This is a genomic window from Terrimonas ferruginea DSM 30193 (assembly GCF_000425585.1).
GTDB classification, from domain to species: Bacteria; Bacteroidota; Bacteroidia; order Chitinophagales; family Chitinophagaceae; genus Terrimonas; species Terrimonas ferruginea.
This window is the reverse complement of sequence record NZ_AUDS01000014.1, coordinates 218,746-242,797: the sequence shown is the minus strand read 5'-3', so window position 1 is coordinate 242,797 and position 24,052 is coordinate 218,746. Positions and strand designations below refer to the sequence as shown.

Annotated in this window: 20 protein-coding genes; 11 read left to right on the top strand and 9 right to left on the bottom strand. The window is 48.7% G+C overall.

The window, feature by feature from the left end:
- Both H608_RS24615 and H608_RS0105395 read left to right on the top strand, forming a co-directional pair.
- Positions 1 to 248, top strand: a 248-nt coding sequence (locus H608_RS24615) for a hypothetical protein (RefSeq protein WP_028786781.1), incomplete at its 5' end; no start/stop codon positions are given.
- Between the two features lie 74 nt (positions 249 to 322).
- On the top strand, positions 323 to 1,585 hold the full coding sequence (locus tag H608_RS0105395; protein WP_028786780.1) for a nucleoside permease: 1,263 nt from the start codon (positions 323 to 325) through the stop codon (positions 1,583 to 1,585).
- 110 nt (positions 1,586 to 1,695) lie between these two features.
- On the opposite strand, the gene H608_RS0105390 is transcribed toward H608_RS0105395, so the two are convergent.
- The 4 genes from H608_RS0105390 to H608_RS21370 form a co-directional block, all read right to left on the bottom strand.
- On the bottom strand, positions 1,696 to 2,142 hold the full coding sequence (locus tag H608_RS0105390) for a DinB family protein (protein WP_038007265.1): 447 nt from the start codon (positions 2,140 to 2,142) through the stop codon (positions 1,696 to 1,698).
- A gap of 178 nt (positions 2,143 to 2,320) precedes the next feature.
- Positions 2,321 to 2,638: a thioredoxin gene (gene trxA / locus H608_RS0105385; protein WP_028786778.1), complete on the bottom strand. Its 318-nt coding sequence runs from the start codon at positions 2,636 to 2,638 to the stop codon at positions 2,321 to 2,323.
- Between the two features lie 146 nt (positions 2,639 to 2,784).
- Positions 2,785 to 6,459: a DNA polymerase III subunit alpha gene (dnaE, locus tag H608_RS0105380; protein ID WP_028786777.1), complete on the bottom strand. Its 3,675-nt coding sequence runs from the start codon at positions 6,457 to 6,459 to the stop codon at positions 2,785 to 2,787.
- Positions 6,460 to 6,474: 15 nt separating this feature from the next.
- The gene (locus H608_RS21370) at positions 6,475 to 7,710 is read right to left on the bottom strand and encodes a YncE family protein (protein ID WP_051268065.1); all 1,236 of its coding nucleotides are present in this window, start codon (positions 7,708 to 7,710) and stop codon (positions 6,475 to 6,477) included.
- A gap of 169 nt (positions 7,711 to 7,879) precedes the next feature.
- Here H608_RS21370 and H608_RS21365 point away from each other — a divergent pair, with 169 nt between their 5' ends.
- The gene (locus H608_RS21365; protein WP_051268064.1) at positions 7,880 to 8,662 is read left to right on the top strand and encodes a C40 family peptidase; all 783 of its coding nucleotides are present in this window, start codon (positions 7,880 to 7,882) and stop codon (positions 8,660 to 8,662) included.
- Between the two features lie 14 nt (positions 8,663 to 8,676).
- On the opposite strand, the gene H608_RS0105365 is transcribed toward H608_RS21365, so the two are convergent.
- Together H608_RS0105365 and H608_RS21360 are read right to left on the bottom strand one after the other, a co-directional pair.
- Positions 8,677 to 10,191 (bottom strand): oligosaccharide flippase family protein, encoded by a 1,515-nt coding sequence (locus H608_RS0105365; protein WP_028786776.1) that lies wholly within the window; start codon positions 10,189 to 10,191, stop codon positions 8,677 to 8,679.
- A gap of 22 nt (positions 10,192 to 10,213) precedes the next feature.
- Positions 10,214 to 11,872, bottom strand: coding sequence for a M1 family metallopeptidase (locus tag H608_RS21360; protein ID WP_245565723.1), 1,659 nt, complete (start codon positions 11,870 to 11,872; stop codon positions 10,214 to 10,216).
- A gap of 34 nt (positions 11,873 to 11,906) precedes the next feature.
- Between H608_RS21360 and H608_RS0105355 the strand changes: the two genes are divergently transcribed.
- Complete coding sequence (locus H608_RS0105355; RefSeq protein WP_051268063.1) at positions 11,907 to 13,544, top strand: ABC transporter substrate-binding protein; 1,638 nt, start codon at positions 11,907 to 11,909, stop codon at positions 13,542 to 13,544.
- A 1-nt stretch (position 13,545) separates the two neighbouring features.
- On the opposite strand, the gene H608_RS0105350 is transcribed toward H608_RS0105355, so the two are convergent.
- The gene (locus H608_RS0105350; protein ID WP_028786774.1) at positions 13,546 to 14,250 is read right to left on the bottom strand and encodes a hypothetical protein; all 705 of its coding nucleotides are present in this window, start codon (positions 14,248 to 14,250) and stop codon (positions 13,546 to 13,548) included.
- Positions 14,251 to 14,382: 132 nt separating this feature from the next.
- Positions 14,383 to 15,048 carry a peptide-methionine (S)-S-oxide reductase MsrA gene (gene msrA / locus H608_RS0105345; protein ID WP_028786773.1) on the bottom strand — a complete coding sequence of 222 codons (666 nt, stop codon included), beginning with the start codon at positions 15,046 to 15,048 and terminating at the stop codon, positions 14,383 to 14,385.
- A gap of 166 nt (positions 15,049 to 15,214) precedes the next feature.
- Between msrA and H608_RS0105340 the strand changes: the two genes are divergently transcribed.
- Positions 15,215 to 17,320: an endonuclease MutS2 gene (locus tag H608_RS0105340; protein WP_028786772.1), complete on the top strand. Its 2,106-nt coding sequence runs from the start codon at positions 15,215 to 15,217 to the stop codon at positions 17,318 to 17,320.
- On the opposite strand, the gene H608_RS0105335 is transcribed toward H608_RS0105340, so the two are convergent.
- A complete protein-coding gene (locus H608_RS0105335) occupies positions 17,317 to 17,832 on the bottom strand; it encodes an acyl-CoA thioesterase (protein ID WP_028786771.1) in 516 nt (171 codons plus the stop codon). The two genes, H608_RS0105340 and H608_RS0105335, sit on opposite strands and share 4 nt — an antisense overlap.
- A gap of 86 nt (positions 17,833 to 17,918) precedes the next feature.
- On the opposite strand from H608_RS0105335, the gene H608_RS0105330 reads away from it, so the two are divergent.
- The 6 genes from H608_RS0105330 to H608_RS0105305 all read left to right on the top strand — a co-directional run bounded on the left by H608_RS0105330 (position 17,919) and on the right by H608_RS0105305 (position 24,033).
- Entirely contained in the window at positions 17,919 to 19,169 is a 1,251-nt protein-coding gene (locus tag H608_RS0105330) for a proline dehydrogenase family protein (protein ID WP_028786770.1), read from the top strand.
- Positions 19,170 to 19,601: 432 nt separating this feature from the next.
- Complete coding sequence (locus tag H608_RS0105325; protein ID WP_155990059.1) at positions 19,602 to 20,648, top strand: coiled-coil domain-containing protein; 1,047 nt, start codon at positions 19,602 to 19,604, stop codon at positions 20,646 to 20,648.
- 59 nt (positions 20,649 to 20,707) lie between these two features.
- Positions 20,708 to 21,502 (top strand): thymidylate synthase, encoded by a 795-nt coding sequence (locus H608_RS0105320; protein ID WP_028786768.1) that lies wholly within the window; start codon positions 20,708 to 20,710, stop codon positions 21,500 to 21,502.
- Positions 21,503 to 21,514: 12 nt separating this feature from the next.
- Positions 21,515 to 22,006 carry a dihydrofolate reductase gene (locus H608_RS0105315; RefSeq protein WP_028786767.1) on the top strand — a complete coding sequence of 164 codons (492 nt, stop codon included), beginning with the start codon at positions 21,515 to 21,517 and terminating at the stop codon, positions 22,004 to 22,006.
- A complete protein-coding gene (locus H608_RS0105310) occupies positions 21,957 to 22,823 on the top strand; it encodes an O-methyltransferase (protein ID WP_245565722.1) in 867 nt (288 codons plus the stop codon). The genes H608_RS0105315 and H608_RS0105310 overlap by 50 nt, the downstream gene beginning before the upstream one ends.
- Before the next feature lie 88 nt (positions 22,824 to 22,911).
- Positions 22,912 to 24,033 carry a Re/Si-specific NAD(P)(+) transhydrogenase subunit alpha gene (locus H608_RS0105305; RefSeq protein WP_028786765.1) on the top strand — a complete coding sequence of 374 codons (1,122 nt, stop codon included), beginning with the start codon at positions 22,912 to 22,914 and terminating at the stop codon, positions 24,031 to 24,033.
- The last annotated feature ends 19 nt before the right edge of the window (positions 24,034 to 24,052 follow it).

Below are 24,052 nucleotides of genomic sequence, written 5' to 3'. Positions count from 1 at the left end.
AAGAGCGCTTGAAAAAAGAACAGGCCCAAACCAGCAATAAGCACAAATACAAGGTCAATCGTACTAATACATTAGCCATCGTCAAATATCACTTGCATGTAATGGTGGTCAAAGGAATGGTTGTTCCATGTCTGAAAGCGATCGACAGTATACTGCTGAAAACAAAGGAAATTATCCGGCCAGCAAGACGCTTCCCCCGGAAACACCTCAAAAAAAAACCGCCAAACTCAAACTATAAACACCTCTAAAGCCTTAAGGAAACGACATTGATCTTCCCCCGATGATCCCGGTTACCGGGATGCTGAAGCAACTAAACAACTGTATGAAGCATATCAAACTTCGCCTGACTGCATTGAGTTTTCTGGAGTTTTTTATCTGGGGCGCCTGGCTGATCACGATCGGTGCGTATTGTTCCCAGACCAAAGGCTGGACATTTACCGAGTTCGGAGCTATTTTTTCAACTATGGGTATTTCGGCTGTGTTTATGCCGGCCGTGATGGGTATCATTGCCGACCGCTGGATCAATGCTGAACGTTTGCTGGGTATATGCCACATAGCAGGAGCCATTTTGCTGATGTATGTACCCGAGGTCGCTGACCCTAAAACTTTTTTCTGGGTAATGCTGGTGTATATGCTATTTTACATGCCTACCATTTCCCTGGCCAATACGGTATCTTATGCCACACTTGTTAAGAGCGGAAAAGATATTATAAAAGACTTCCCGCCTATCCGCGTATGGGGAACGATCGGTTTTATAGCCGCCATGTGGACTGTAAGCTTGCTTCATTTCGAAACGTCGGCAAAACAATTCTATGTGGCTGCAGCGGCCTCCATTGTCTTTGGAATATACTCGTTTACATTGCCAGCCTGCCCACCACAGCCTTCGAACGCTGCTAAGAAAAGCTTGAGCGAAAGACTCGGGCTGCGCGCCTTTAAGTTATTTGCGCAAACCAAAATGGCGCTGTTCTTTATATTTTCCATGTTACTCGGGGCAGCGTTGCAACTGACCAATGCCTATGGAGATACTTTTCTGCACGACTTTGCCAAAATACCCGAATACCAAGGCCTGACAGCTGTGAAATATCCTGCTATCATTATGTCTATTTCCCAGATTTCAGAAACTGTATTTATCCTGGCCATTCCGTTCTTCCTGCGCCGCTTCGGTATCAAACAGGTAATGTTGTTCAGCATGATCGCATGGGTACTTCGCTTCGGCCTGTTTGCCTACGGCAATCCAGGCGACGGCCTCTGGATGATCATTCTTTCTTGCATTGTGTATGGCATGGCATTCGACTTCTTTAATATCTCAGGCTCTCTATTTGTCGATACACAAATTGCGCCCGATATAAGGGCCAGTGCACAAGGCGTATTCATGATGATGACCAATGGATTCGGCGCACTCGCAGGCAGTTATATCAGTGGTGTGGTAATCGATTCATATTTCCTGCTACCTGACGGTACAAATGATTGGCATAGCATCTGGCTGGCATTTGCAGCGTATGCGCTGATTGTGGCCGTGTTGTTCGCCATTTTCTTCCGACATAAACACGATCGCAATGCGCCGGCGCAGATGATTGCTCATTAGGAGTGAATCGTCAATGGTGAATGGTCAATAAGTCAATGAGTGAATAGGTGAATCGCTGTTCTACTTAATACCTAATACTTACTACTTAATACGGCTGTTCCGTTCCGGAGCTACTTAAAATGAATATAATCACTCACCAGCGGCGTTTCTCCATGCTGGCGTAACAACAATGCTATTTGTCCGCGGTGATAAGTAGAGTGATTGATTACGTGAAAAAGAATATCCTTTACTATTTTACTGAATTCCTGCCCACGTGTATTAACATAACGGATGCTAGCTTCCAAATCCGTAAACTTAGCCAGTACATTTTGTGAGTGAAGATGATTGCGGCGGTTGATTTCGGCGTATTCTTCCACGGTGCGAAAATCCCAGATGCCAAATGGCGGCTGATCGCGCTGGATGCGGCTGTTCCACACCTGGTGGGCATTGAGGATATGACTGAACAGCAGGTGTATCTTTTCCGGCAATTCACCGGCTTTGCGTTGCAACAACAACGCAAGTTGATGATTGCTGTGCTCATTGTAAGAGAACAGGTCGGGGAAGATGTTAAAAGCCAAAATTCAAAATTTAAAAGTGAATGGTGAATCGTCAATCGTGAATCGTGAATCGTCAATAAGTCAATAAGTAAATAAGTCAATAAGTCAATAAGTGAATAGGTCAATGACTGTTTTATTTACAACTTATCACTTAAAACTTATTACTAAAAGAAATCCCGCCATTCGGCGGGATTTCTTTTTAAATATGTGCTTCGATCTTTTTTACAAAGTTGCCTTTGGGCTGCGCACCAACCAGCTTGTCAACCACCTGTCCGTTTTTGATGAACAGAATAGCCGGAATGGACGTAATACCGTAGTTCATCGATACCTGCGGATTGTTGTCCACATTCACCTTACCGATATTTACTTTGCCATCATACTCTTTTGACAACTCCTCGATAACCGGACCGATCGCGCGGCAGGGACCACACCACTCTGCCCAGAAATCCACCACAGTCAGTTGATCAGAAGACAGGACATCTGCCTGGAAGTTTGCATCATTGAACTCTTTTGCCATTGTGTTTATTTTAAGTTTTTTTAAGTGTCGCTTTACGAACAAGGGACTGCAAATTTAAGTCCTCTTGAGATAACAGGCAGGGGTAGCAGAAGGTTGTGTAAAAAATGTCATTATTTTCCGCTGCTCCTGTCGTATTAGCATGTGTATCAGGTCAATTGTACCTGTACGTCCAGCTCAGGTTTTTCCTGTAAATATTGTATCAGGTCATCATTCATTTCCAGCCCGTTACCGCCTGTTACCATACTGATTCTCAGTTCCTGCGCGGGTTCCATCACCACAAATTGCAGCGCCGTATCGCCGGGATGGGAGCGGCGGTTCGCTTCCATAAAATCAATCAGGTCGCTGGTGATATACCGGGCTTGCGTACTGATTGTCAATTGTTTGGTCAGGGTTTTCTTCAGCGTTTCGGCCAGCGATACACCCGTAATCTTGAATTCAAATTCTTCTTTATTGAAGCGCGGCTTAAAATAGCCGGTGATGTACACCGCAGTTCCCTGCACCAGGAAGGGATGGAGACGCAGGTATTCTTCCCGGAAAAGGGATACTTCCGTTTTGCCTGTGTAGTCTTCCAGGTTAAATCTTCCATATTTATTGCCGTTCTGCGCCACGCGGTGATCCGCCGATGCTACGAGGGCAATCAACCGGAACTGACGGCCGGGGTTGGATTGCATCCTGATCGAGTCGCGGAATTCATTGAAGTCGCCGATCGGCGTTACACCGTAATGTTTCATTTCAAAACGGTAGTGATCCAGCGGGTGACCGCTCAGGAACATCCCCGTTACTTCTTTTTCATAGTCCAGTTGCTGCGTCAGCGACCAGGGGGCACAGTCAGGCAGACGCGGCGTCGGAATCTCAATGCTGTCCGGCATATCGCCAAAGAGCGTGTTGCTGGCAGATACACTTTGGTTGGACATGGTTTGTCCGTAACGGATGATCTTTTCCAGCCCCGTTGCAGTTTCGCCAGGCACAATCGTGAAATATTGCGCGCGGTGATGCTCGGGGAAACAGTCAAAAGCGCCGGCATACGCGAGGTTTTCCAGCGTCTTTTTATTGACCGTACGCTGATTGACCCTGCGGATGAAATCAAATATATCGGTGAATGGTCCGTTCTTTTCACGCTCTTCGATAATGCTTTCAACAGCCGCTTCTCCCACGCCTTTCAATCCTCCCAAACCGAAACGGATCACACCGGCTTTATTTACCGCAAATCCTTTCAGCGATTCATTGATGTCTGGCCCCAATACCTGGATGCCCATCGGCTTACATTCTTCCATGAAGAAGGTTATCTTTTCAATACTGCCGGCGTTGTTTAATACGGCAGACATGTATTCTCCCGGGTAATGCGCTTTCAGGTAAGCGGTCTGGTAGGCTACATACGCATAACAGGTGGAGTGTGATTTGTTAAACGCGTATTGTGCAAATGCCTCCCAGTCGGTCCAGATTTTTTCCAGTTTATCTACCGGATGTCCTTTGGCGGAAGCTCCGGTAATGAACTGGTTTTTCATTTTATCCAGTACCGCAATTTGCTTTTTACCCATGGCCTTTCGCAGTACGTCGGCATCACCTTTGCTGAAGCCCGCAATTTTTTGCGCGAGCAACATTACCTGTTCCTGGTATACGGTAATGCCATAGGTTTCCTGCAGGTATTCTTCCATTTCCGGCAGGTCATATACGATCTGCTCCCGGCCGTGTTTACGATCGATGAAGTTGGGGATATAAGCCAGCGGACCCGGGCGATACAGGGCGTTCATCGCAATGAGGTCGGCAAATTGGTCAGGCTTGAGATCACGGAGATATTTCTGCATCCCGGGACTTTCAAATTGAAAAGTACCGATGGTAGCAGCCTGCTGATACAACTCGAATGTTTTCTGATCGTCGAGAGGTATTTCGTCGATATTGATTTCCACACCATGATTCTGTTTGATCATGGTGAGTGCATTCTTGATAATGGTGAGGGTCTTCAGCCCCAGGAAGTCCATTTTGATAACGCCGGCATCTTCGATGATGCTTCCTTCTATCTGCGTTACCCAGAGATCAGAATCTTTGGCAATGGAAACCGGAATCAGGTCTGTAAGGTCGCGCGGGGCAATGATGATACCCGCAGCGTGGATACCTGTGTTGCGGACAGAACCTTCGAGACGTTCCGCTTCATGCAATACTTTGCTGAGCGGACTGTCTTTCTGATTATAAATATCGCGGAGCTTTCTCACGGTTTCGATGTCCTCGCTCTGCAGGCCATCCTTTTCTTCGAGTGATTTTGGACCGTCTTTTGTTTTCAGCGGTGCGTGCAGTACACGGCGAAGTTCGATACCTGGTTTATCCGGTACCATCTTTGCGAGTGCGTTGGACTCAACAAGCGGCAGATCAAGTACACGTGCCACGTCCTTGATACTCATTTTTGCGGCCATGGTGCCATAGGTAATGATCTGCGCCACCTGGTTCTTGCCGTATTTATCTACTACATAATCGATCACCTTCTGCCTTCCTTCATCGTCGAAGTCCGTATCGATATCCGGCATCGATTTACGGTCGGGGTTAAGGAAACGTTCGAACAGCAGGTTGTATTTGATGGGGTCGATGTTGGTGATGCCTATGCAATAAGCCACTACGGAGCCTGCGGCAGAACCACGACCCGGTCCGATGAATACGCCGATATCGCGGCCGGCTTTGATAAAATCGCTCACGATAAGAAAGTAACCCGCAAATCCCATGGTCTTGATGGTGAACAGTTCGAAGTCGATACGTTCCCTGATCTCTTCCGTGATCTCGCTGTACCGACCGGCTGCACCTTCATAGGTCAGGTGCTTCAGGTATTCCCACTGGTTGTTAACGTCGGGTTTGATAATGTCTTTCCCGATTTTTTCATCTGTGTGGTGTATCTGAAACTGTGGAGGAATCGGGAAGGCCGGTAGTAAAATATCGCGCTTCAGGTTCAGGACATCTATCTTGCTGACGATCTCGTTGGTATTATCGATGGCTTCCGGCAGATCCGAAAACACTTTGCTCATCTCCGCCGTTGTTTTGAAATAAAACTGATCGTTGGGAAATGCGAAGCGTTTGTTTTTGATCTGTACATCGTCATCGTTGAACTCTCGCAGGGCAGGAGTGGCCTTCTTTTCACCGGTGTTGATGCAAAGAAGGATATCATGCGCATCGAAGTCGCTCTGATCCACATAGTGTGAGTCGTTGCTGGCGATAATGCGTACGTTGTATTTGCGTGCAAATTTTATCAGTACTTCATTTACCTTATCCTGCTCGGCCATGCCATGGCGTTGCAGTTCTACATAGTAATCCTCTCCAAAGCGGTCGAGCCACCACTTGAATTCTTTTTCGGCTTCGTCTTCGTTCTGGCGCAGGATGGCTTGCGGCACCGCGGCACCCAGGCAGCAGGTAGTGGCGATCAGTCCTTCGGAATATTTTTCGATCAGTTCTTTGTCGATACGGGGATACTTGCTGTATAGTCCTTCGATGAATCCGTAAGAAGTAAGCTTGACAAGATTGCGGTAGCCCTGTTCATTTTTTGCGAGTAAAATCTGGTGCTGACGCTGGTCCTTCAATTCTTTGGTAAAGGTCTTGATATGCCTGTTGGCTACCACATAGAATTCGCAGCCGACAACCGGTTTTACTTTGAGGTTGCCGTTTTCATCTTTGTGTTTATAAGCTTCCGAAACGAATTCAAATACGCCGAACATGTTGCCGTGGTCACTGATGGCCAGTGCAGGCATACCGTCGGCAACCGCTTTTTTATAGAGGTTCTGAATGGAGGCGGCTCCATCCAGCAAAGAGAACTGCGTATGTACGTGAAGGTGTGAAAATTTCATAAACTCAAAATCACTTTATCGGGTTTTGCGGAAACTGAATACCTGGATGCTGCCGTTGGAATAACTGCAGACCCATGCTTCCAGTTTATCGGCATCTTCAAAAATGTCTACTCCCACCGGATGCCCTTTGCACGGCAGGGAGGCTATGTTCTCAAATCCTTTATCTGTTATTTTCAATACTTCCACATAGTCGCTGCTGTAGCAGGTAACAAAGAGGAAGCGATGATTTTTCGACAGCATGATCGTGCGGGGTTGCGCATGTGTGCCGATCGAAAAAAGTGTTTTGCCCGTGGCTGCATCGAGGCAGGCTACTTTAGCAAGACGGTTATAGGACACAAAAAGATGTCCGCTTGTATCCATCACCACATGTCTTGGATTGGATGCAACGGCCAATGTGGTATCAATCTTCCATGTTTTGTGATCGATCACGGCGAGGCTGGCTCCGCCCATGATGGCCACATAAGAGCGTTGTTGCGAATCATCCACCGCTATGCCGCGCGGAATGGCGCTTACGGGCACGGTCGCTACCACTTTTGCATAAGGATAACGTGTTTCGTCTGTTTCCAGTATGCTCACGTTGTACGAATGCCAGTTGCTCACCAGCAGATGTTTGCTGTCTGCCGTGCGTGCGACCACTTTGGGCGTTTTACCCGTTTCAATGAGCGGAACATAAAAGGAGTCCACCAGTTTTTTATCGGCACCCAGCAGGCGGATCTTTTTTCTGCGGATGCCTGCCAGGGTATCTGTGGTGTTGTTGGCCAGCGGATCATCGACGCGTATGGGCACAATACCTTCTGCGTTGTGAAGCGATACCCATAACCATTTATCATCATGTGAAAGGCAGGCTTCCACGGGCTTTTCTTCATAAGAAGGGATCGGTTTTTCTTTTACATAGTCCCAACCGGTGCCGCGGGTAGGAGCAAATTTGAATTCGTGTGTCACTTTTCGGGAGGCCTGATCGAATTCATAAATGCTCATGCCTTCCAGGTTCATGGCGTAAAGGCGGCTGCCTTTGGCGTTGAAAAGGACAGATTTTGTTCCCGGCGCGGCCGATAATATTTCTTTTTTCTCATATATCAGCCCTGAATAAGGTGGCAATGCCGCCGGTTCGGGCGCCGTGGTATCCGTTGCCGGCAATTTTTTTTCGACGTGCAAATTGCTGGTCAATTCTTTCTGCGGCGGAGCGGAATCCGTAGATTGGCAGGCAGTTGCCAGCAAAAAGAATGAAGCAAAGGATACAATCTGGTACATGGTTAATGGCTTGAATGATGCCGGGATTGCGGAAGAATTGATCAGGATTATCCCTGAATGGCAATTTACCCCTGCAAATTTCGTTAAATAGAAGTTCCGATTTAACAGATTTATCCTATATTTTTGCACCTTTCTGATCCGAGCCGACAACAAAACCTAAAAAGCCTTCATGGTTAAGCAAATCACTTATTCCGCGCTGTTCGCTTTGACATTGGCCAGTTGTTCCACGCTTCAGCCGGCAGCTACTGCCAGCAGGAAGCCGTCCGTTAGCGAAGAGAAATCTTCTTCTGCCGGGCAGGTACGTTTTCTGGATGATATTTCAATGGATGCCAACGCTTCCAAACCGGAAGCCAAACCCGCGTATGAGTCGCCTTCGCGGCGCACATCCGGCGGCACCGCCAGCACCCGCGATCACCGTGACAACCGCTCTGCGTCTTCGTCACGCCTGCTGAACGAAAAAGCGCCCGTTGTTGAAAAGACAACTGCTGTTCAGCTTAAATATGCCATTTTAATGAACACTGAGGTGGAAACGCTTAAAGACATGCATCTGCTGGAATATGTGGATGAATGGTACGGCACGCGTTACCGCATGGGTGGTAATGACAAAAGCGGCATCGACTGTTCGGCCTTTACCAAAGCGATCTATCTCTCTGCCTTCGGTGTTACGTTGCCCCGCACGGCGCGTGAACAATACCGGGCTGCGCGCATCGTGTCTTCCACAGAATTGAAAGAAGGAGATCTTGTTTTCTTCAATACACGCGGAGGCGTTTCGCATGTGGGCATTTACCTGGGCTATAACAAATTCATTCACGCGTCCACTTCGCAAGGCGTGACGGTGAGTGATATGTTTGATCCTTATTACCTGAAACGTTTCCTGGGATCGGGCCGTATCGAGCGTTCCGAGGCGAAAGCTAAAACGCCCGGCGACGAAGAGGCTCAAAGAGGATTTTAATCGTTCCGTTTTCTTCAGCTTTTCTTTTTCTGTAATCCCAGTCTTTCCAGGACGGATTGCCATATCGGCATCACATCCGGCGAGATGCGCAACAGCAATGCACCGCCGCCATAAATAACCAGTGCGGTTGCGCTGCGTGCCACCATTGCGCCTACTCCGCTGCTGTTGCGGAACAAGAGCCAGGATACAAGGAATGCAATACCTCCAAGCAGCAGCGTGTACAACGAGCGTATGTTAAAGGGGAAAAATTTAAACTTTCTCCAAAGAAAAACAACACGGATAGCATTGTAAAGCGTAAAACCGATGAGATTGGCAATGGCCGGACCCACAATGTCGAATTCACGCGTCATCACAATGTTTACCGGCAACATTATTCCCAGTAAGATAATACCTGTAATGAGTTCGAATTTCCAGTAGTTGGAAGTGGCAATGATCTGTGCGTTGACGCCGGTACCCAGGTCGATCACCCTGGTAAGCCCGAGAAAAATAAAGGCACTGAAACCTGCCAGATAGTCTGAGTTTAATTTGAATGTGATCACCGCATCATTGTAATTGAGCAGTATTAAAATATACATCGCGGCAGCAAACAACAGGAGGTTAATCGATGACCGCTGGTAAATGCGTTGAATGTTGCCATAGTTTTTGTCCTTCCATGAGCGGGACAAATGCGGAATAGCCGCTGAGATAATACTTCGTTGCGGAGCCTGTATAAGACTGGTCATGAGTTGGGCAAGCGTGAACACACCGGCCTTGGCAAGTCCATCCTTCAGAACAGATGCAATAACGATGCTGTCGAATACCTGGGATAAATTGAAGACAATCCCACTGGAAAAAAAGAAAGCGCAGAACAGCAGGATCTTGCGGAAAAAACGTCGTGTTATTTTCGTTACCCTGAAATAAAAATAAATCCGTTTGGTATAAACCAGGTAGGCCAGCAAGGTAAGCGCAATCACCAGGTAACCCAGGGAATAAAATTTAATAAACAGGTCAAAGTTGCCGATAACTCCTATAAGAAAGAGCAGAATGAGTAAGGTTGTAAAGGCCCGCCATTGTACTTCCTTCAGAAAATTGGTAAGCACCGATTTTCCCATGTTCCAGGCAAGACTTTCCAGGATGGTGAAAATGGTCAGGCCCAATGCCATGGGGAAAACCCAGTTGTAATAGTCGACGAAGAGCCCTGAGTTGGATCCGAATTTCCGTATAACAAGCGGTTTGAAAACAATGCCTGCCACCATTACCAATATAAAGCCTATTATACCCAGCAAGATGGACCAGGCCACCATGTCACTCTTTTTGGGTGAAAGGTGATCATTGTAATAATGATAAAACTTATAGATATAGGCGGGCATGGCCATGGTGGCAAACGAGGTCATCAACGTGGCCACCGCCACAAATATGCTCGTGAGACCGTATTGTTCGGGTGTGAACCAGCCGTCTTTGGTAAAAAAGAAAGTGTTCACAAATCCGATAGCAAAGCCCAGATAAATGACAACAGACGATATGATGCTTTGCCGCCGGATAGTACTCATGCAGTTCGATTGAAAGACCGGATCAGCCGGCTTTTTTTACTGTGATATAGAAATTCTTGTCTGCCGCAAAAGTCGCGTCTTTTTCTTTAGGTCCCAAAGTCTGCTTTTGCCAGCTCTCCGTAGGTTCAATCCAACGCGGAGTGTCGCCGATCAGCACTCTTACCGGCATGTTGAATCCTTTGATGCAGTTGGTCCAGCGATAACTGAGTATGTTTCCTTTAAGCTCGTATTCCAGTTGCGGTATGTTCACCGTGCGGAGGTATTGGTCGAATACTTTCTGCAGGTCTTTGCCTGCTTCTTTGCTGATGTATTTTTCTACATCGTTTGTGTTGATTGTTTGGTGGTAGAACCGGCTGTTCAGTCCGCGCAGGATGGCTTTGAATTTATTGTCGTCACTGATGAGCTGGCGGATGGTATGAATCATGTTGGCGCCTTTGTCGTACATGTCGCTGCTGCCTTCCTTGTTCACGCCATAAGGACCGATGATCGGTTTATCGTTTTCAATATTCCGGCGCAATCCCTGGCAATACGCATCTCCGGCAGCCACGCCATTTTTACATTCTACAAATAATACTTCGGAGTACGTGGTGAAGCCTTCATGCACCCACATGTCGGCAATATCATTCGTGGTGATGTTGTTGGCAAACCATTCATGTCCCGATTCATGCACGATGATATAATCCCAGTCGAGTCCCCATTTACTGCCGGAACGGTCCATACCGAGGTAACCATTTTTATAACGGTTGCCGTAGGCAACAGCGCTCTGGTGTTCCATGCCGAGATGCGGCGTTTCTACCAGCTTATAACTGTCTTCGTAAAAAGGATAGGGGCCGAACCATTGTTCAAAGCAGCGCATCATCGGTGCCACCTGCACAAATTGTTTGCGCGCTTTTTCAATATTGTAATCAAGCACCCAGTAGCTGCATTCGAGTTTGCCTTTTTCGCCGTCGAATGTTTCACCAAAATTGGTGTAGTAGCCGATATAAGGGACAATCGTGTAGTTGTTGATCGGGTTTTTTACTTCCCAGCGCCAGGTGGTGCGGCCGTTCATTGATTTTTTTTCTTTGAAAACACCATTGCCCACCGCTGTCAGTTCGTCCGGCACGGTGATGGAAAGTGTGGCGCCCCGATCGGGTTCATCGCCCTGGTAGTCTTTGCAGGGATACCATACACTGGCTCCTAATCCCTGGCAGGCTACGGTAATCCACGGACGGCCTTTTTCGTCTTTGGTCCAGATCCAGCCTCCGTCCCATGGTGGATTTACCGCGGCGCGCGGAGTGCCTTTATAATGTACGATCAGGCTGTATTGCTGTTTGGCCGTAAAAGCCATATCGCCAAATTCTATCCAATACACATTGCCTTCGCGACGGAAAACAAGCTGTTTGTATTTCTGTTGCGGATCTTCGATGCTGGTGATCTCCATCGGGCGTTGCATGTCGAGCTGCAACAGGCCGGGCTTGCCTGTTTTTGTTACTTCAAAAAGAACGGTGTTTTTGCCGCTGATGCTTTTATTGGGAATGTCCACGTCCACGAGCAGATCGTAATGCAGCACATTCCACCAATCGCGGCCGGTGCCTACAGATCCGCGGAGCGTGTCCTGGTGCGTGTATTGTGCGCAGGAAACATGACTCACCGAAATGAAGAAAAGAAAAAGGCAGGCCAAACGGCAAAAGTATTTCACGATGAATGGGTTTGAATTGTAAATTTAGCCTTTCATGGCAAAAAAAATTATAAGATCTCACATTGGTGCAAAACTGGCGGCAGGCTTCTTCCTGTTAGTGCTGATGGCCTGCGGCAGCCAGCAAGCTGACAAGCGCCGCTTTTTCCGGTACAACGAACAGGCGGGCATTTCCTCGCTCGATCCCGCGATGGCCCGCAACCAGGCCAATATGTGGCCGGCGCATCAGCTATTCAATACACTGGTGGAAGTGGACGACAGCCTGCACATCGTGCCTTCACTTGCACTTTCCTGGGAGGTGTCCGAAGACCGCCTTCGTTATACTTTTCATCTGCGCCGGGATGTTTATTTCCACGACGATCCTTCTTTTCCCAACGGTAAAGGCCGTTTGTTAAATGCCTCCGATATTGTGTTCAGTCTCTCACGTATCCGCGATCCGAAAACGGCAAGTCCCGGTGCATGGATATTCAATAATAAGGTCGACAGTGTGCAGCCTTTCGTTGCATTGAACGACTCCACGTTTCAGCTGGTGCTGCTCAAGCCGTACCATCCCATTCTCGGTATTCTTTCCATGCAATATTGTTCGATTATTCCCAGGGAGGCTGTTGAAGCATACGGACGTGACTTCCGTCGCCACCCTGTCGGCACCGGACCATTCCGTTTTGTAGCCTGGGAGGAAGGTCAGGCTTTGGTGATGGCGCGCAATGACCGCTATTTTGAAACCGATAGCGCCGGCAACCGCCTGCCTTATCTCGATGGTATCAAGGTTTCTTTCTACGACAGCCGTGCGACCGAGTTTCTTTTATTCCGGCAGAAACAACTGGATTTTATCAACGATATCGATGCTTCCTTTAAAGATGAAGTACTCACCAAACGCGGTGCCTTGCGGAAGGAGTGGGAGAGTAAGGTTCGTTTGCACACCCATCCCTATCTCAACATCGAATACCTCGGTATCCTGGTCGATTCGGTGAACGGTCCTGCTGGTTCGCCGTTGTATGCACGCAAAGTGCGGCAGGCCATCAACTACGGTTTTGACCGGAGAAAAATGATTCTCTACCTGCGCAATTCATTGGGCACACCGGCCGAATCCGGTTTTGTTCCTGCGGGATTGCCATCGTTTAACGACAGCATCGTGAAAGGTTATACCTATGATCCTGTTCGTAGCAACCGCTTGTTGGCAGAGGCCGGTTTTCCTGGCGGGAAAGGCTTACCACCCGTTAAACTGCTCACGATTCCCATTTATGCAGATATGGCCAGTTTCATTGCCAAACAACTCAGCGAAGTGGGCATACCGATACAGGTAGAGGTAGTGCAGAAAGCCCTGCTGCTTGAGATGACCGCCAACCAGCGCGCACCTTTTTTCCGGGGCAGCTGGATCGCGGACTATCCGGATGCAGAAAACTATCTGTCCGTTTTTTATTCACGCAACCCTTCGCCCCCGAACTATACGCGTTACAATAATCCCCGCTTCGACCGGTTGTTTGAACAGGCATTGGCCGAAACCAACGACTCGCTCCGTTACCGTCTTTACCAGCAGGCGGATCAATTGATCATGGAAGATGCACCGGTAGTTCCACTCTGGTATGATAAAGTAGTGCATCTCGTGCAGCCTGAAGTGAAAGGGTTTGAGCCCAATGCACTCAATCTGCTGGAACTCCGGCACACGCGTTTCTGAATTATTCGATGGTAAATCGTACGCCCGCCTCGGCAATCAGCATGGTGGTAGGAGATTTTTTCTCCGTGAAGAATACATCGCCGTCGGGTGAAATATAAGGGTCGGTGAGATAACGCGTATCGCCTCCGAACAGGTACGATCCTTTGAGCATGATGGCGGCATCTTTCCTTTTGCCTACTTTGATTTCGGCCCCCATGCCTGGTCCCCACATGAACGTCCAGCGGTTTTTGCTATACATGGTATTGTTGTCGGGATAATAACCATAATAGTCGTAGTAGTAATTGTTGTAGTTGCCGTAGTCGTAATTGGCTTTGGAGAAAAACACGTTGGTGCCGGCAGTGCCTTCGAGGAACAATTGGAAATCATGACGCGAAGGGATGAGGTCGGCGCGTACTTTAAAGGCGACAGTGGCCACGTTGTTGGTAGCGGTCACCTGCACGCGGTTGTCGCGGCCGTAAAAGGGCACACGGAAACGGCGCGAATCATGGCCATTCTGCAGCCAGCCGAGTTCTCCACCGATACTGAAAGGCTGGTTGTCGCTAAAGCGATGCATGACAGCGAGCCGTCCGCCCCAGCCGGTACGGGGATAAGTTTCTTTATATTCTTCCTGGGGAAAAGCGAGCTGAAAGCTCAAGGATCCGAACGTTTCCTGTCCGAATACAGTGCCACTGAACAACAAGGTTAAAAGTGTAAAGATTCTTCTCATAGACTTTCTTTTCAGGAAAACTAACCAAACAAATGTTAGGGAAAATTGAAAGTCTAATGAGAGAATTTGACAATTTGAAAATTTGATAATTCTATAACAATTTCCAAATCTTCAAATTTTCAAATCGTCAAATTAATCTTTCTTCAGCTTATCCTTAAACACCTTCTTAAACTTGTCCACTTTCGGGCGGATCACGATGCTGCAATAAGGATTGGCATTTTCGTTGTTCTCGAAATATTGCTGATGATAATCTTCAGCAGGATAGAACACGCTGAAGGGTTTGATCTCGGTAACGATTGGTTTGTCGAACGCGCCGCTCTTGTCCAGTTCGGCCTTGTAATGTTCCGCTTTTTCTTTCTGCTCTTCGTTGTGGTAATACACACCGCTGCGGTATTGCGTACCTACGTCGTTGCCCTGGCGGTTGAGTGTGGTAGGGTCGTGCGTTTTCCAGAATACTTCCAGCAATTCGTCGAAGCTGATCTTGGAAGGATCATAGACGATCTGAAGGCATTCCGCATGTCCGGTTTCGCCGGAGCACACTTCTTTATAGGTAGGATTTTTCGTCTGGCCGTCGGTATAGCCGGAGGTGGCGCTGATCACGCCTTCCAGTTGTTCGAAGATCGCTTCGGTGCACCAGAAGCACCCGTTTGCCAATGTAGCTGTATCAGTTGTCGCCATTGTGTTGGTAGTATTAGCGGTAGATGTTTTTGTTTCGTTTTTCGCCGGACGGGCATTGTTCTGCGCGCAGGAGACAAGTCCCACCGCAGCCGCCAGCATAAAGGTAATTAGGTGTTTCATATTGTTTTGCAGGACAAATTTCCTGATTTTTTTTCAATGCATCTACGTTTATAACAACCGGCCGGTTTTTTGGTTCTGTTGTTTAACAATCAATTGGCTTAGGGTACTTATTTGGGTTCTAAGCCTGAATAGTTCTAACTTTGCTGGCTTTTTTGATGTAACGTGTATGAAACTTTTTCCTGAATCCGCTTATCAGCAACTTGAATTTGACAAGGTTAAGACCCTCCTCAGCGGGTTTTGCCAACTGGAGTATGCCCGCAACAAAGCGGAGCAATTGCGCATCCATACACGCAAGGACTATATCGATACCGAATTGCGGCAGAGCCATGAGTATCACCAGCTTCTGATCAACGGTATCCATTTTCCCAACGATTATATCCTCAACCTGGCCAAAGAACTCAAACTGCTTTCCATTCCCGGTGCCGTACTCAATGGTGAAGACCTGATGGGTATCCGCAAACTGGCGGAAAGCATGGAGAAAATATTCCGCTGGTTCGACGCCGAACGCCGCACTGTTTATACGGCCCTGCTGAAAGTGGTAGATGGTACGTATTATGAAAAAAATATCATCGAACTGATCGACGAGGTGCTTGATGAATCCGGCCAGGTAAAAGACAACGCATCCGAGGACCTTCGCGATATACGCCTTTCGCTGTTCCGCAAGCGCAATGAACTGCGCCGCCTGTTTGAGAAAATTGTAGCCAAACTCAACAAGCAGGGATACCTGGCGGAGATAGAAGAAAGCTTCATGAGCGGCCGCCGCGTGGTGGCGGTTTTCGCCGAACAAAAGAGAACGGTCAAAGGCATTCTTCACGGTGAAAGCGACAGCCGCAAAACGGCTTTTATCGAACCGGAAGAAACCATCGAACTGAATAACCAGGTATACGAACTGGAAAATGCGGAACGCAAAGAAGTGTACCGCATTCTTCGCCAGCTCACAAGCCGCCTGTCGGCATGGTCACCGCTGCTCAATACTTACCATTCCGTTGTGGGTGAATATGATTTCATCCGGGCCAAAGCAAGACTTGCACGCGAAATACGTGGTGAATTTCCAACACTTGTAGATAAAGCACATGTTCACCTGGTTCAGGCCGTGCATCCGTTGTTGTATCTCTATAATCAGCGAAGCAGCAAACCCACCATCCCGATGAACCTCACGCTCGATGAGCAAAGCAGGATCCTCGTGATCAGCGGTCCCAATGCCGGTGGCAAAACGGTCACCATGAAAACGGTGGGACTGTTGCAGATGATGGTACAGGCGGGATTGCTGGTGCCTGTGCATCCGTCTTCGCAGTTCGGTATTTTCCGTCAACTGATGATCCATATCGGCGACACGCAAAGCATCGAATTTGAACTCAGTACCTATAGTAGTCATTTGCTCCACATGAAACATTTCATGGAGCACGCCAATGGCAAAACACTTTTCTTTATCGACGAATTGGGAAGCGGTAGCGATCCAAGCCTTGGTGGCGCCTTTGCCGAAGTGATCATGCAGGAACTGGCGCGCAAACATTCCTACGGCATTGTTACCACGCACTACCTCAACCTGAAAGTGATGGCGGGTAAAACCGCAGGCATTCTCAACGGTGCCATGGCTTTCGATGAAAAAAATCTTCAACCGCAATACAAACTATTGGTAGGTAAACCCGGCAGTTCCTACACATTTGCCATCGCCGAGCGCATCGGCCTGGAAAAATCATTGATCCAGCGCGCACGTAAACTGGTGGATGATGACCAATATCGCCTGGATAAATTACTCAACCGCACCGAACAAGACCTGCGTGAAGTAGAGAAGAAGGATAAAGAACTGCAGAAATTATTGAAGGAAAATGAGAAGCTGCGGAAAGAAATGGAGCAGGTGATGGACCGCGAACGCCACAAACAGCAGGTGGAAATGCTGAAAGAACAAAACCGCATTTCAGAGAACCGCATCACATATCTGAAAGATATGGAACGCAAGCTGAAACAAATGCTGGTGGAGTGGCGCAAGACCGATGACAAAAAGAAAGTGATCAAAGAAATGGAGGCACTGCTGTTCAAAAAGAACGAACAGAAAGTGGTGAGCAAGATGCAAAAAAAGATCGATGAGAAATTCTCAGAAGTTGGTGGTGAGATACGTATCGGTGATAAAGTGAAAATGAAAAAGAACCACCAGGTAGGGGAGGTGCTCGAACTCCGCGGCAAAAAAGCCGTGGTGAAAATCGGGCTGCTGCCGATGCAGGTTAACCTGGCCGACCTGGTAGTGGTAAAAGAAAATGCCGGAACCGCTTAGTCTGTTACAAACAGTGCTTTAAGCTCTTTTGCATCGTCGGGTTTCATCTTTCCGCCGAGGATCAGGCGGATCTGGCGGCGACGGAGCGCACCTTCAAACAATCTTTTTTCTTCCTCTGTCTCCGGGATCAGTCCGGGAACCTGCTGAGGTTTATTGTGGTCGTCGAGCGCTACGAATGTATAGTAGGCTTCGTTGCTTTTGTATTTCTTCTGTTGCTTCAGGTCTTCACCCCACACTTTCATGTGTACTTCCATGGAGCTGTTGAACGCGCGCGTTACTTTGGCTTCGATATGGACCACATTTCCCAGGCGAATGGGGTTTTCAAACGAAATATTATCCACGGAAGCCGTTACCACCGGCGCATTACAATGTTTTTGCGCAGCAAGGGCCGAAGCAATGTCCATCCAATACATCAGCCGTCCGCCCATCAGGTTACCAAAAACGTTGGTATCGTTGGGAAGAACGAGCTCGGTCATGATCGTGAGGCTGGCGCTGGCGGTCTTTGGTTCCATGTCTTACGTGTTTCCCGCAAAGATAAGCCCCGGTGATGACCATGGGATAAGTTAACGTACATTTGTGATTATTTTTTAAGAGCTATATGGAACTACATCCGGGAATCTCCTTCGACAATACAGAGTTTGCCTTTGCGTACAAATCGGATAAAGAATTAAAGAAAGCCCGTTTTCTTTTTGCTTCTATGGGAAAATCGTGGCTCGTAAAACTGGGCACACGCTTCACTCCCTGGGCCATCCGTGCCGGTCTGCCGGTAAAAGGCCTGATCAGAAATACCATATTCAAACAATTTGTCGGCGGTGAAACGCTGGACCAGACGGCTAAAGTGGCTGAAACACTTTCGCGCTACAATGTGCAGGTGATCCTCGATTACGGTGTGGAAGGTGGTGATGACGGTGAACACGGCTTCGACCATGCCACCGAAGAATTCATCCGCGTGATCAACTATGCCGCCACGCAACCGAATATTCCTTTCATGAGCATCAAAGTGACCGGCTTCGCAAGATTCAGTTTGCTGGAAAAACTGGACAACGATATGCATGCGGGCAAGGGCACCCTGATGAAACGTTATCTCACTGCAGTAGACGAATTATCTCCCGTTGAAAAAGAAGAATGGCACAAAGTACGCGTGCGCATGATGCGCATCTGCGAAGCCGCTGCGGAGAAAGGCATTGGTGTGCTGGTGGATGCGGAAGAAAGCTGGATACAGGATCCGGTCGATGCATTGACTATCTTAATGATGGATACGTTCAATAAAGAACGTGCCGTTGTATACAATACCATTCAGCTATACCGGCACGACCGGCTGCAATTCCTGCGCGATTCGCAGGAGGCGGCAGTGGAACGTAATTTTATCCTCGGTGCCAAATGTGTGCGCGGCGCTTATATGGAAAAAGAACGCAGGAGAGCGGCAGAGAAAAATTATCCTTCACCCATTCAGCCCGATAAGGAGCATTCCGATAAAGACTACAATGACGGCATCCGGTTTTGCCTGGATCATCTTGATCATATCGCGCTGATCGTAGCCTCGCACAACGAATACAGCAACCTGCTGGCTGCGGGTATCCTGCAGCAAAAAGGGTTGCCCCTCAATCATCCGCATGTGCATTTCAGCCAATTGTATGGCATGAGTGACAACATCACATTCAACCTTGCCAGCGCGGGATGCAGTGTAAGCAAATACCTGCCGTTTGGTCCCATCTCCGATGTAATTCCTTACCTGATGCGCCGCGCGCAGGAGAATACATCGGTAAAAGGGCAGACCGGCCGCGAACTGCTGCTGATCGACCGCGAACTCAGGCGGAGAGCTTCGGAAGCTTCAGCTACCGGTGACTGAATTTTCGTCAATGGTGAATGGTCAAAGGTGAATGGTCAAAGGTGAATGGTCAAAGGTGAATGGTCAATAGTGAATTAAACAGCCCTGGCCGTTTAGCCTGATACCTATAACTTATCCTTCGACAGGCCGAAACCTCGGCCCGAAGCATCGGCCTCAGGAACCATAACGGCTGTTTACCTTACGCCTTCAACCTTACGCCGTCAGCCATATACGGGCTGTATACTTACAACTTATAACTTACGCCCGAAGTATCGGGCGGCTGTTTACCTTACACCTTCAGCCTTACGCCTTCAACCTTGTTCAATAGTTATACCCATTAACTCCCTTTGGTATCATTGTTGCGCGGTTGCTGCGTCATGAATTGCTTTATCTCCTCATCCATATACTGCTATATAGTTATGCACTAACTCTACTTCATCAACAGGGCATACTATGTTTATTGGCGCAGGCAGCTTTGCTGAGTTAGCCCCCTTCATACAGGTGACACTTTGGATCGGTTTACCCGTGGCCGCTATTGTGGCGATCATCACTATCTGGTGGCATTACCGCCAGAAACGGAGCCATGCCCTGCAGCCGGTCGTGCAGGGGAAACACGCTTTTTTTATGCCTGTCCCGGGCCTTTCGCCGCAGGCGCAACAATATCTCTTCGTTGACCATTCAGGTCTGGTAAGGCGGCAGCAACGGCAGTTGACGCTGGCTGCTGCCCGCCATACCGTTCTCCATCGCGACCTCCAATCGTTGCGGGAGAAATACACCGTTTTGATCACTTCCCAAAATATCCTGTCAATGCAACATTCACCTGCACACAATCCGATGGAAACAACAACAGAAACCCTGTTCACTGATGAAAGCCTTGCGGCAATGGACCGCGAAACCTTATTAGAAAAACTCAGCGAACTGAACAACGCGTTTCAAACATTGGAAAGAGAGAATGCCGTTTTACAGGCGCGGAACCATTTATCCGAAAACAACGATGGTGCACAAAACGAGGAGCAATGGAAGGAAGAAAGAGTAACCCTCCTTACACGCCTGGCAGAACAAGCTTACGTGAAAGACCTGATGGACGAAAAAACATTGCAGCTCAGCTTCCTGCAACAACAACTGGAAGAACGCATCCGGCGCTATCACCAGGCCACGCAATCAGAAGAACAGGCGGTAGCCGAACTGGCCGCTTTGCGCTTGCAACAGGCAAAGCTGGAAGAAAAAGTAATTCAGTTACAAGAGCAACGGGAGCAGCAGCTCGCGGAATCGCAGCTTTGGCAGGACGAACGCAACCGGCTTGAAGCCAGTAAAAGTTCGCTGGCAGAAGGGTATGAAAACCAGCAACAGCAACTGCATGCAGAACTGAAAGAATTGCGGGGGCGACTTACTGAAACGGAACAGCAGCTCGCATCCTACCGTCAGGCCGTGCACGAAATCGGCCGCCTGGCGGGTTCGCTGAGCAGTTCGCCGGTCGTTGCCCTGCAGGCAGTACATTAGTATCCACAGGTTGCTCACAGCGCCCGGCGGCACTGGCAGGTTTTCGCTAACTTGCACCCATGCAGCAGTACCTCGATCTTCTCAGGCATATCCGGGATAATGGCACGGAAAAAACAGACCGCACCGGCACCGGCACCACCAGCGTGTTTGGCTACCAGATGCGGTTCGACCTTCAGCAGGGATTTCCGATGGTGACCACCAAAAAAGTGCACCTGAAAAGCATTATCCATGAATTGCTGTGGTTTCTCCGCGGCGAAACGAATATTGCCTACCTGAAAGAACACGGGGTTAAGATCTGGGACGAATGGGCCGATGCCAACGGGGAACTCGGACCGGTATACGGCAAACAATGGCGTAGCTGGGCCGGAGCCGACGGAAAAGTAGTGGACCAGATCACCGATCTCATCAGCCAGATCCGCAAAAATCCCGATAGCCGCCGCCTCATCGTAAGCGCCTGGAACGTGGCCGATCTTCCTGATATGGCCCTGATGCCCTGTCATGCGCTGTTCCAGTTTTATGTGGCCAATGGCAAACTCAGTTGCCAGTTGTACCAGCGCAGTGCGGATGTATTTCTCGGTGTGCCTTTCAACATTGCCTCGTATGCATTGCTGACAATGATGATCGCACAGGTCTGCGATCTCGAGCCGGGAGAATTCATTCATACATTCGGCGATGTACATATCTATCATAATCACCGCGAGCAGGTAGAACTGCAATTAACGCGCGAGCCTTTTCCGCTGCCCGTAATGAAAATAAATCCTGCGGTAAAAGATATCCTGTCGTTTACGTTTGAAGATTTTGAATTGGAAAACTATCAGCATCATCCTGCGATCAAGGCGCCCGTGGCCGTATAAATAATTTCTTTCATGAATATTTCCCTTGTAGTAGCGGCCGCCGACAATAACATTATCGGAAAAGACAACCAGTTGTTGTGGCATTTGCCCAATGATCTCAAATTCTTCAAGAATGTAACCTGGGGAATGCCCGTGATCATGGGCCGCAAAACATTTGAAGCGCTGGGCAAGCCGCTTGCCGGACGCAAAAACATCGTCATCACCCGTCAGAAAGGATGGAAAGCAGAAGGTGCCGTGGTAGTAGGCAGCCTGGATGATGCACTTTTCCTGGTAAAAGAAATGGACGTGAAAGAGCCGATGGTGATCGGTGGAGGGGAAATATACAGGCTGGCATTCGAGAAAGCCCGCCGCATTTACATTACACGCGTGGAAGCTACCCCCGAAGGAGATACCAGCTTTCCTGCGATCGATCCGGCCAAATGGAAACTGGTAAGCCAGAAAAATCATGAGGCGGATGAAAAGCACGCCTACAATTATTCCTTCCAGGTATGGGAGAGGATCTGATCACCGCAACAATTCCTTCATGTATTCTCCCGCGCGCCTCGCTGTTAAATACCTGCAGTATTATTTTACCGCGTTGAACGGTAAAGGGCATGGCATGCATTCACCGTTTGTATTCCGCATGATCCGGGATGTGTTCATGGATAAAAAAGAATATCCCGAATATGCCAAAGCGGAAGCGCTGCGCGCTGATCTGCTTCGCGATGAACGGTGGCTGGCTGTAGCCGACCTGGGCGCCGGATCGGCCACGGGAGCGGGGAGCAGCCGGCAGGTTAAATCCATCGCAAAACATGCCGCCAAACCACGCAAGCTGGCGCGACTGCTGTTCAGGATAGCCCGTCATTACGGCTCGCAACATATACTTGAACTGGGAACATCGCTCGGAATTACCAGCACTTATTTTTCGCTGGCACAGCCAACGGCAGCCGTTACTACCATGGAAGGCGCGCCGGCTATTGCACAATGTGCGCGGGAGAACTTCCACAAGCTCGGCCTCGGCAACATACAAGTGATCGAGGGCAATTTTGATGAAACACTGCAACCGGCGCTGGCGCAACTTCCGGCGCAGGATTTAATATTTCTCGACGGCAATCATCGCTTCGAACCCACGGTGCGTTACTTTGAACAAATACTTCCTTATATACACGACGATACGATCGTGATCCTGGACGATATTCATTGGAGCCCGGAAATGGAGCAGGCCTGGCACCAGGTGATCAGCCATGAACGTGTGCGTTGTTCGATCGATCTCTTTTTCATCGGTATCGTTTTGTTTCGTCCCGCCTTTCACGAAGAGCAGCATTTTTCCATTCGTTTCTAATACAATATTAAATTGACGGTAAACGCCGTTTTCTATATCTTCGGTGCGTACCGGAAATTCTTATCCGTACAAGTGTAAAACTAACTTCATGACGATCGGATTGCTCAAAGAACCAGCACCTGAAACAAGGGTATCGTTATTAGCGGAAGCCGTGGCGGCATTGACCAAAAAAGGCGTCAATGTGCTGGTGGAAAGCGGCGCAGGCGAACAGGCCTTTTGCGATGATGCCGAATACGAAAAGGCCGGAGGCCGCATCAGTCACGCCACAGAAATATTTTCACAGGCAGATATTGTTTTATCTATTCATACACCTCAGCTACCCGCGTCTGTCCGACCGGGTATTATTTTTATCGGGGTATATCAACCGCTTTTCACGCATGCGCGTATGCAGGAGTGGGCAGCAGCAGGCATTACCTCTTTTTCACTCGATATGCTGCCGCGTACCACGCGTGCGCAGTCGATGGATGTATTGAGTTCCCAGGCAAACATTGCCGGCTACAAAGCGGTGTTGCTGGCCGCTAATACCTACGGCCGTTACTTTCCGATGTTCATGACCGCGGCGGGCAGTATCGCTCCGGCCAAAGTACTGATCCTCGGAGCCGGTGTGGCAGGTCTGCAGGCAGTTGCCACCGCGCGCCGCCTCGGATCCGTAGTGGAAGTATTCGATACACGCCCTGCGGTAAAAGAAGAAGTAATGAGTCTCGGTGCCAAATTCATTGAAGTGGAAGGCGCCGCCGATGCATCGGCAGCAGGTGGTTATGCAGTAGAGCAAACTGAAGAATACAAACAAAAGCAACAGGCCCTGATCGCCGCACATATTGCCAAAGCAGATATTGTGATCACCACCGCGCAAATCCCGGGAAGAAAAGCACCCATCCTTATTACGGATGAAATGCTGGCTTCGATGCGCAATGGTTCGGTGATCATCGACCTGGCCGCGTCAACCGGTGGCAACACCCCGCAGACCCGCGACCGCGAAACGGTGAAAGCAGGTGGTGCATACATCATCGGTAATTCATCTTTGCAAAGCACCATGCCTTCAGATGCCAGTAAGTTGTATGGGAAAAACGTTCTTAACTTTCTGCAACTGATCACGACCAAAGAAGGAGCACTGCAATTGAATTGGGAAGATGATCTGGTGAAAGGCAGTTGCATTACGTTTGATGGTGAAATTCAACATGAAAGAGTCAAAACGGTCAATCGTCAATAGTGAATGGTGAATAGTGAAT

Excerpts from the sequence above, each read along its gene's own strand:
- H608_RS0105395 (WP_028786780.1), top strand. The coding sequence starts at position 323 with ATGAAGCATATCAAACTTCGCCTGACTGCATTGAGTTTTCTGGAGTTT.
- trxA (WP_028786778.1), bottom strand. The coding sequence starts at position 2,638 with ATGGCAAAAGAGTTCAATGATGCAAACTTCCAGGCAGATGTCCTGTCT.
- dnaE (WP_028786777.1), bottom strand. The coding sequence starts at position 6,459 with ATGAAATTTTCACACCTTCACGTACATACGCAGTTCTCTTTGCTGGAT.
- H608_RS21370 (WP_051268065.1), bottom strand. The coding sequence starts at position 7,710 with ATGTACCAGATTGTATCCTTTGCTTCATTCTTTTTGCTGGCAACTGCC.
- H608_RS21365 (WP_051268064.1), top strand. The coding sequence starts at position 7,880 with ATGGTTAAGCAAATCACTTATTCCGCGCTGTTCGCTTTGACATTGGCC.
- H608_RS0105365 (WP_028786776.1), bottom strand. The coding sequence starts at position 10,191 with ATGAGTACTATCCGGCGGCAAAGCATCATATCGTCTGTTGTCATTTAT.
- H608_RS0105355 (WP_051268063.1), top strand. The coding sequence starts at position 11,907 with ATGGCAAAAAAAATTATAAGATCTCACATTGGTGCAAAACTGGCGGCA.
- H608_RS0105350 (WP_028786774.1), bottom strand. The coding sequence starts at position 14,250 with ATGAGAAGAATCTTTACACTTTTAACCTTGTTGTTCAGTGGCACTGTA.
- msrA (WP_028786773.1), bottom strand. The coding sequence starts at position 15,048 with ATGAAACACCTAATTACCTTTATGCTGGCGGCTGCGGTGGGACTTGTC.
- H608_RS0105340 (WP_028786772.1), top strand. The coding sequence starts at position 15,215 with ATGAAACTTTTTCCTGAATCCGCTTATCAGCAACTTGAATTTGACAAG.
- H608_RS0105335 (WP_028786771.1), bottom strand. The coding sequence starts at position 17,832 with ATGGAACCAAAGACCGCCAGCGCCAGCCTCACGATCATGACCGAGCTC.
- H608_RS0105330 (WP_028786770.1), top strand. The coding sequence starts at position 17,919 with ATGGAACTACATCCGGGAATCTCCTTCGACAATACAGAGTTTGCCTTT.
- H608_RS0105325 (WP_155990059.1), top strand. The coding sequence starts at position 19,602 with ATGTTTATTGGCGCAGGCAGCTTTGCTGAGTTAGCCCCCTTCATACAG.
- H608_RS0105320 (WP_028786768.1), top strand. The coding sequence starts at position 20,708 with ATGCAGCAGTACCTCGATCTTCTCAGGCATATCCGGGATAATGGCACG.
- H608_RS0105315 (WP_028786767.1), top strand. The coding sequence starts at position 21,515 with ATGAATATTTCCCTTGTAGTAGCGGCCGCCGACAATAACATTATCGGA.
- H608_RS0105310 (WP_245565722.1), top strand. The coding sequence starts at position 21,957 with ATGAAAAGCACGCCTACAATTATTCCTTCCAGGTATGGGAGAGGATCT.
- H608_RS0105305 (WP_028786765.1), top strand. The coding sequence starts at position 22,912 with ATGACGATCGGATTGCTCAAAGAACCAGCACCTGAAACAAGGGTATCG.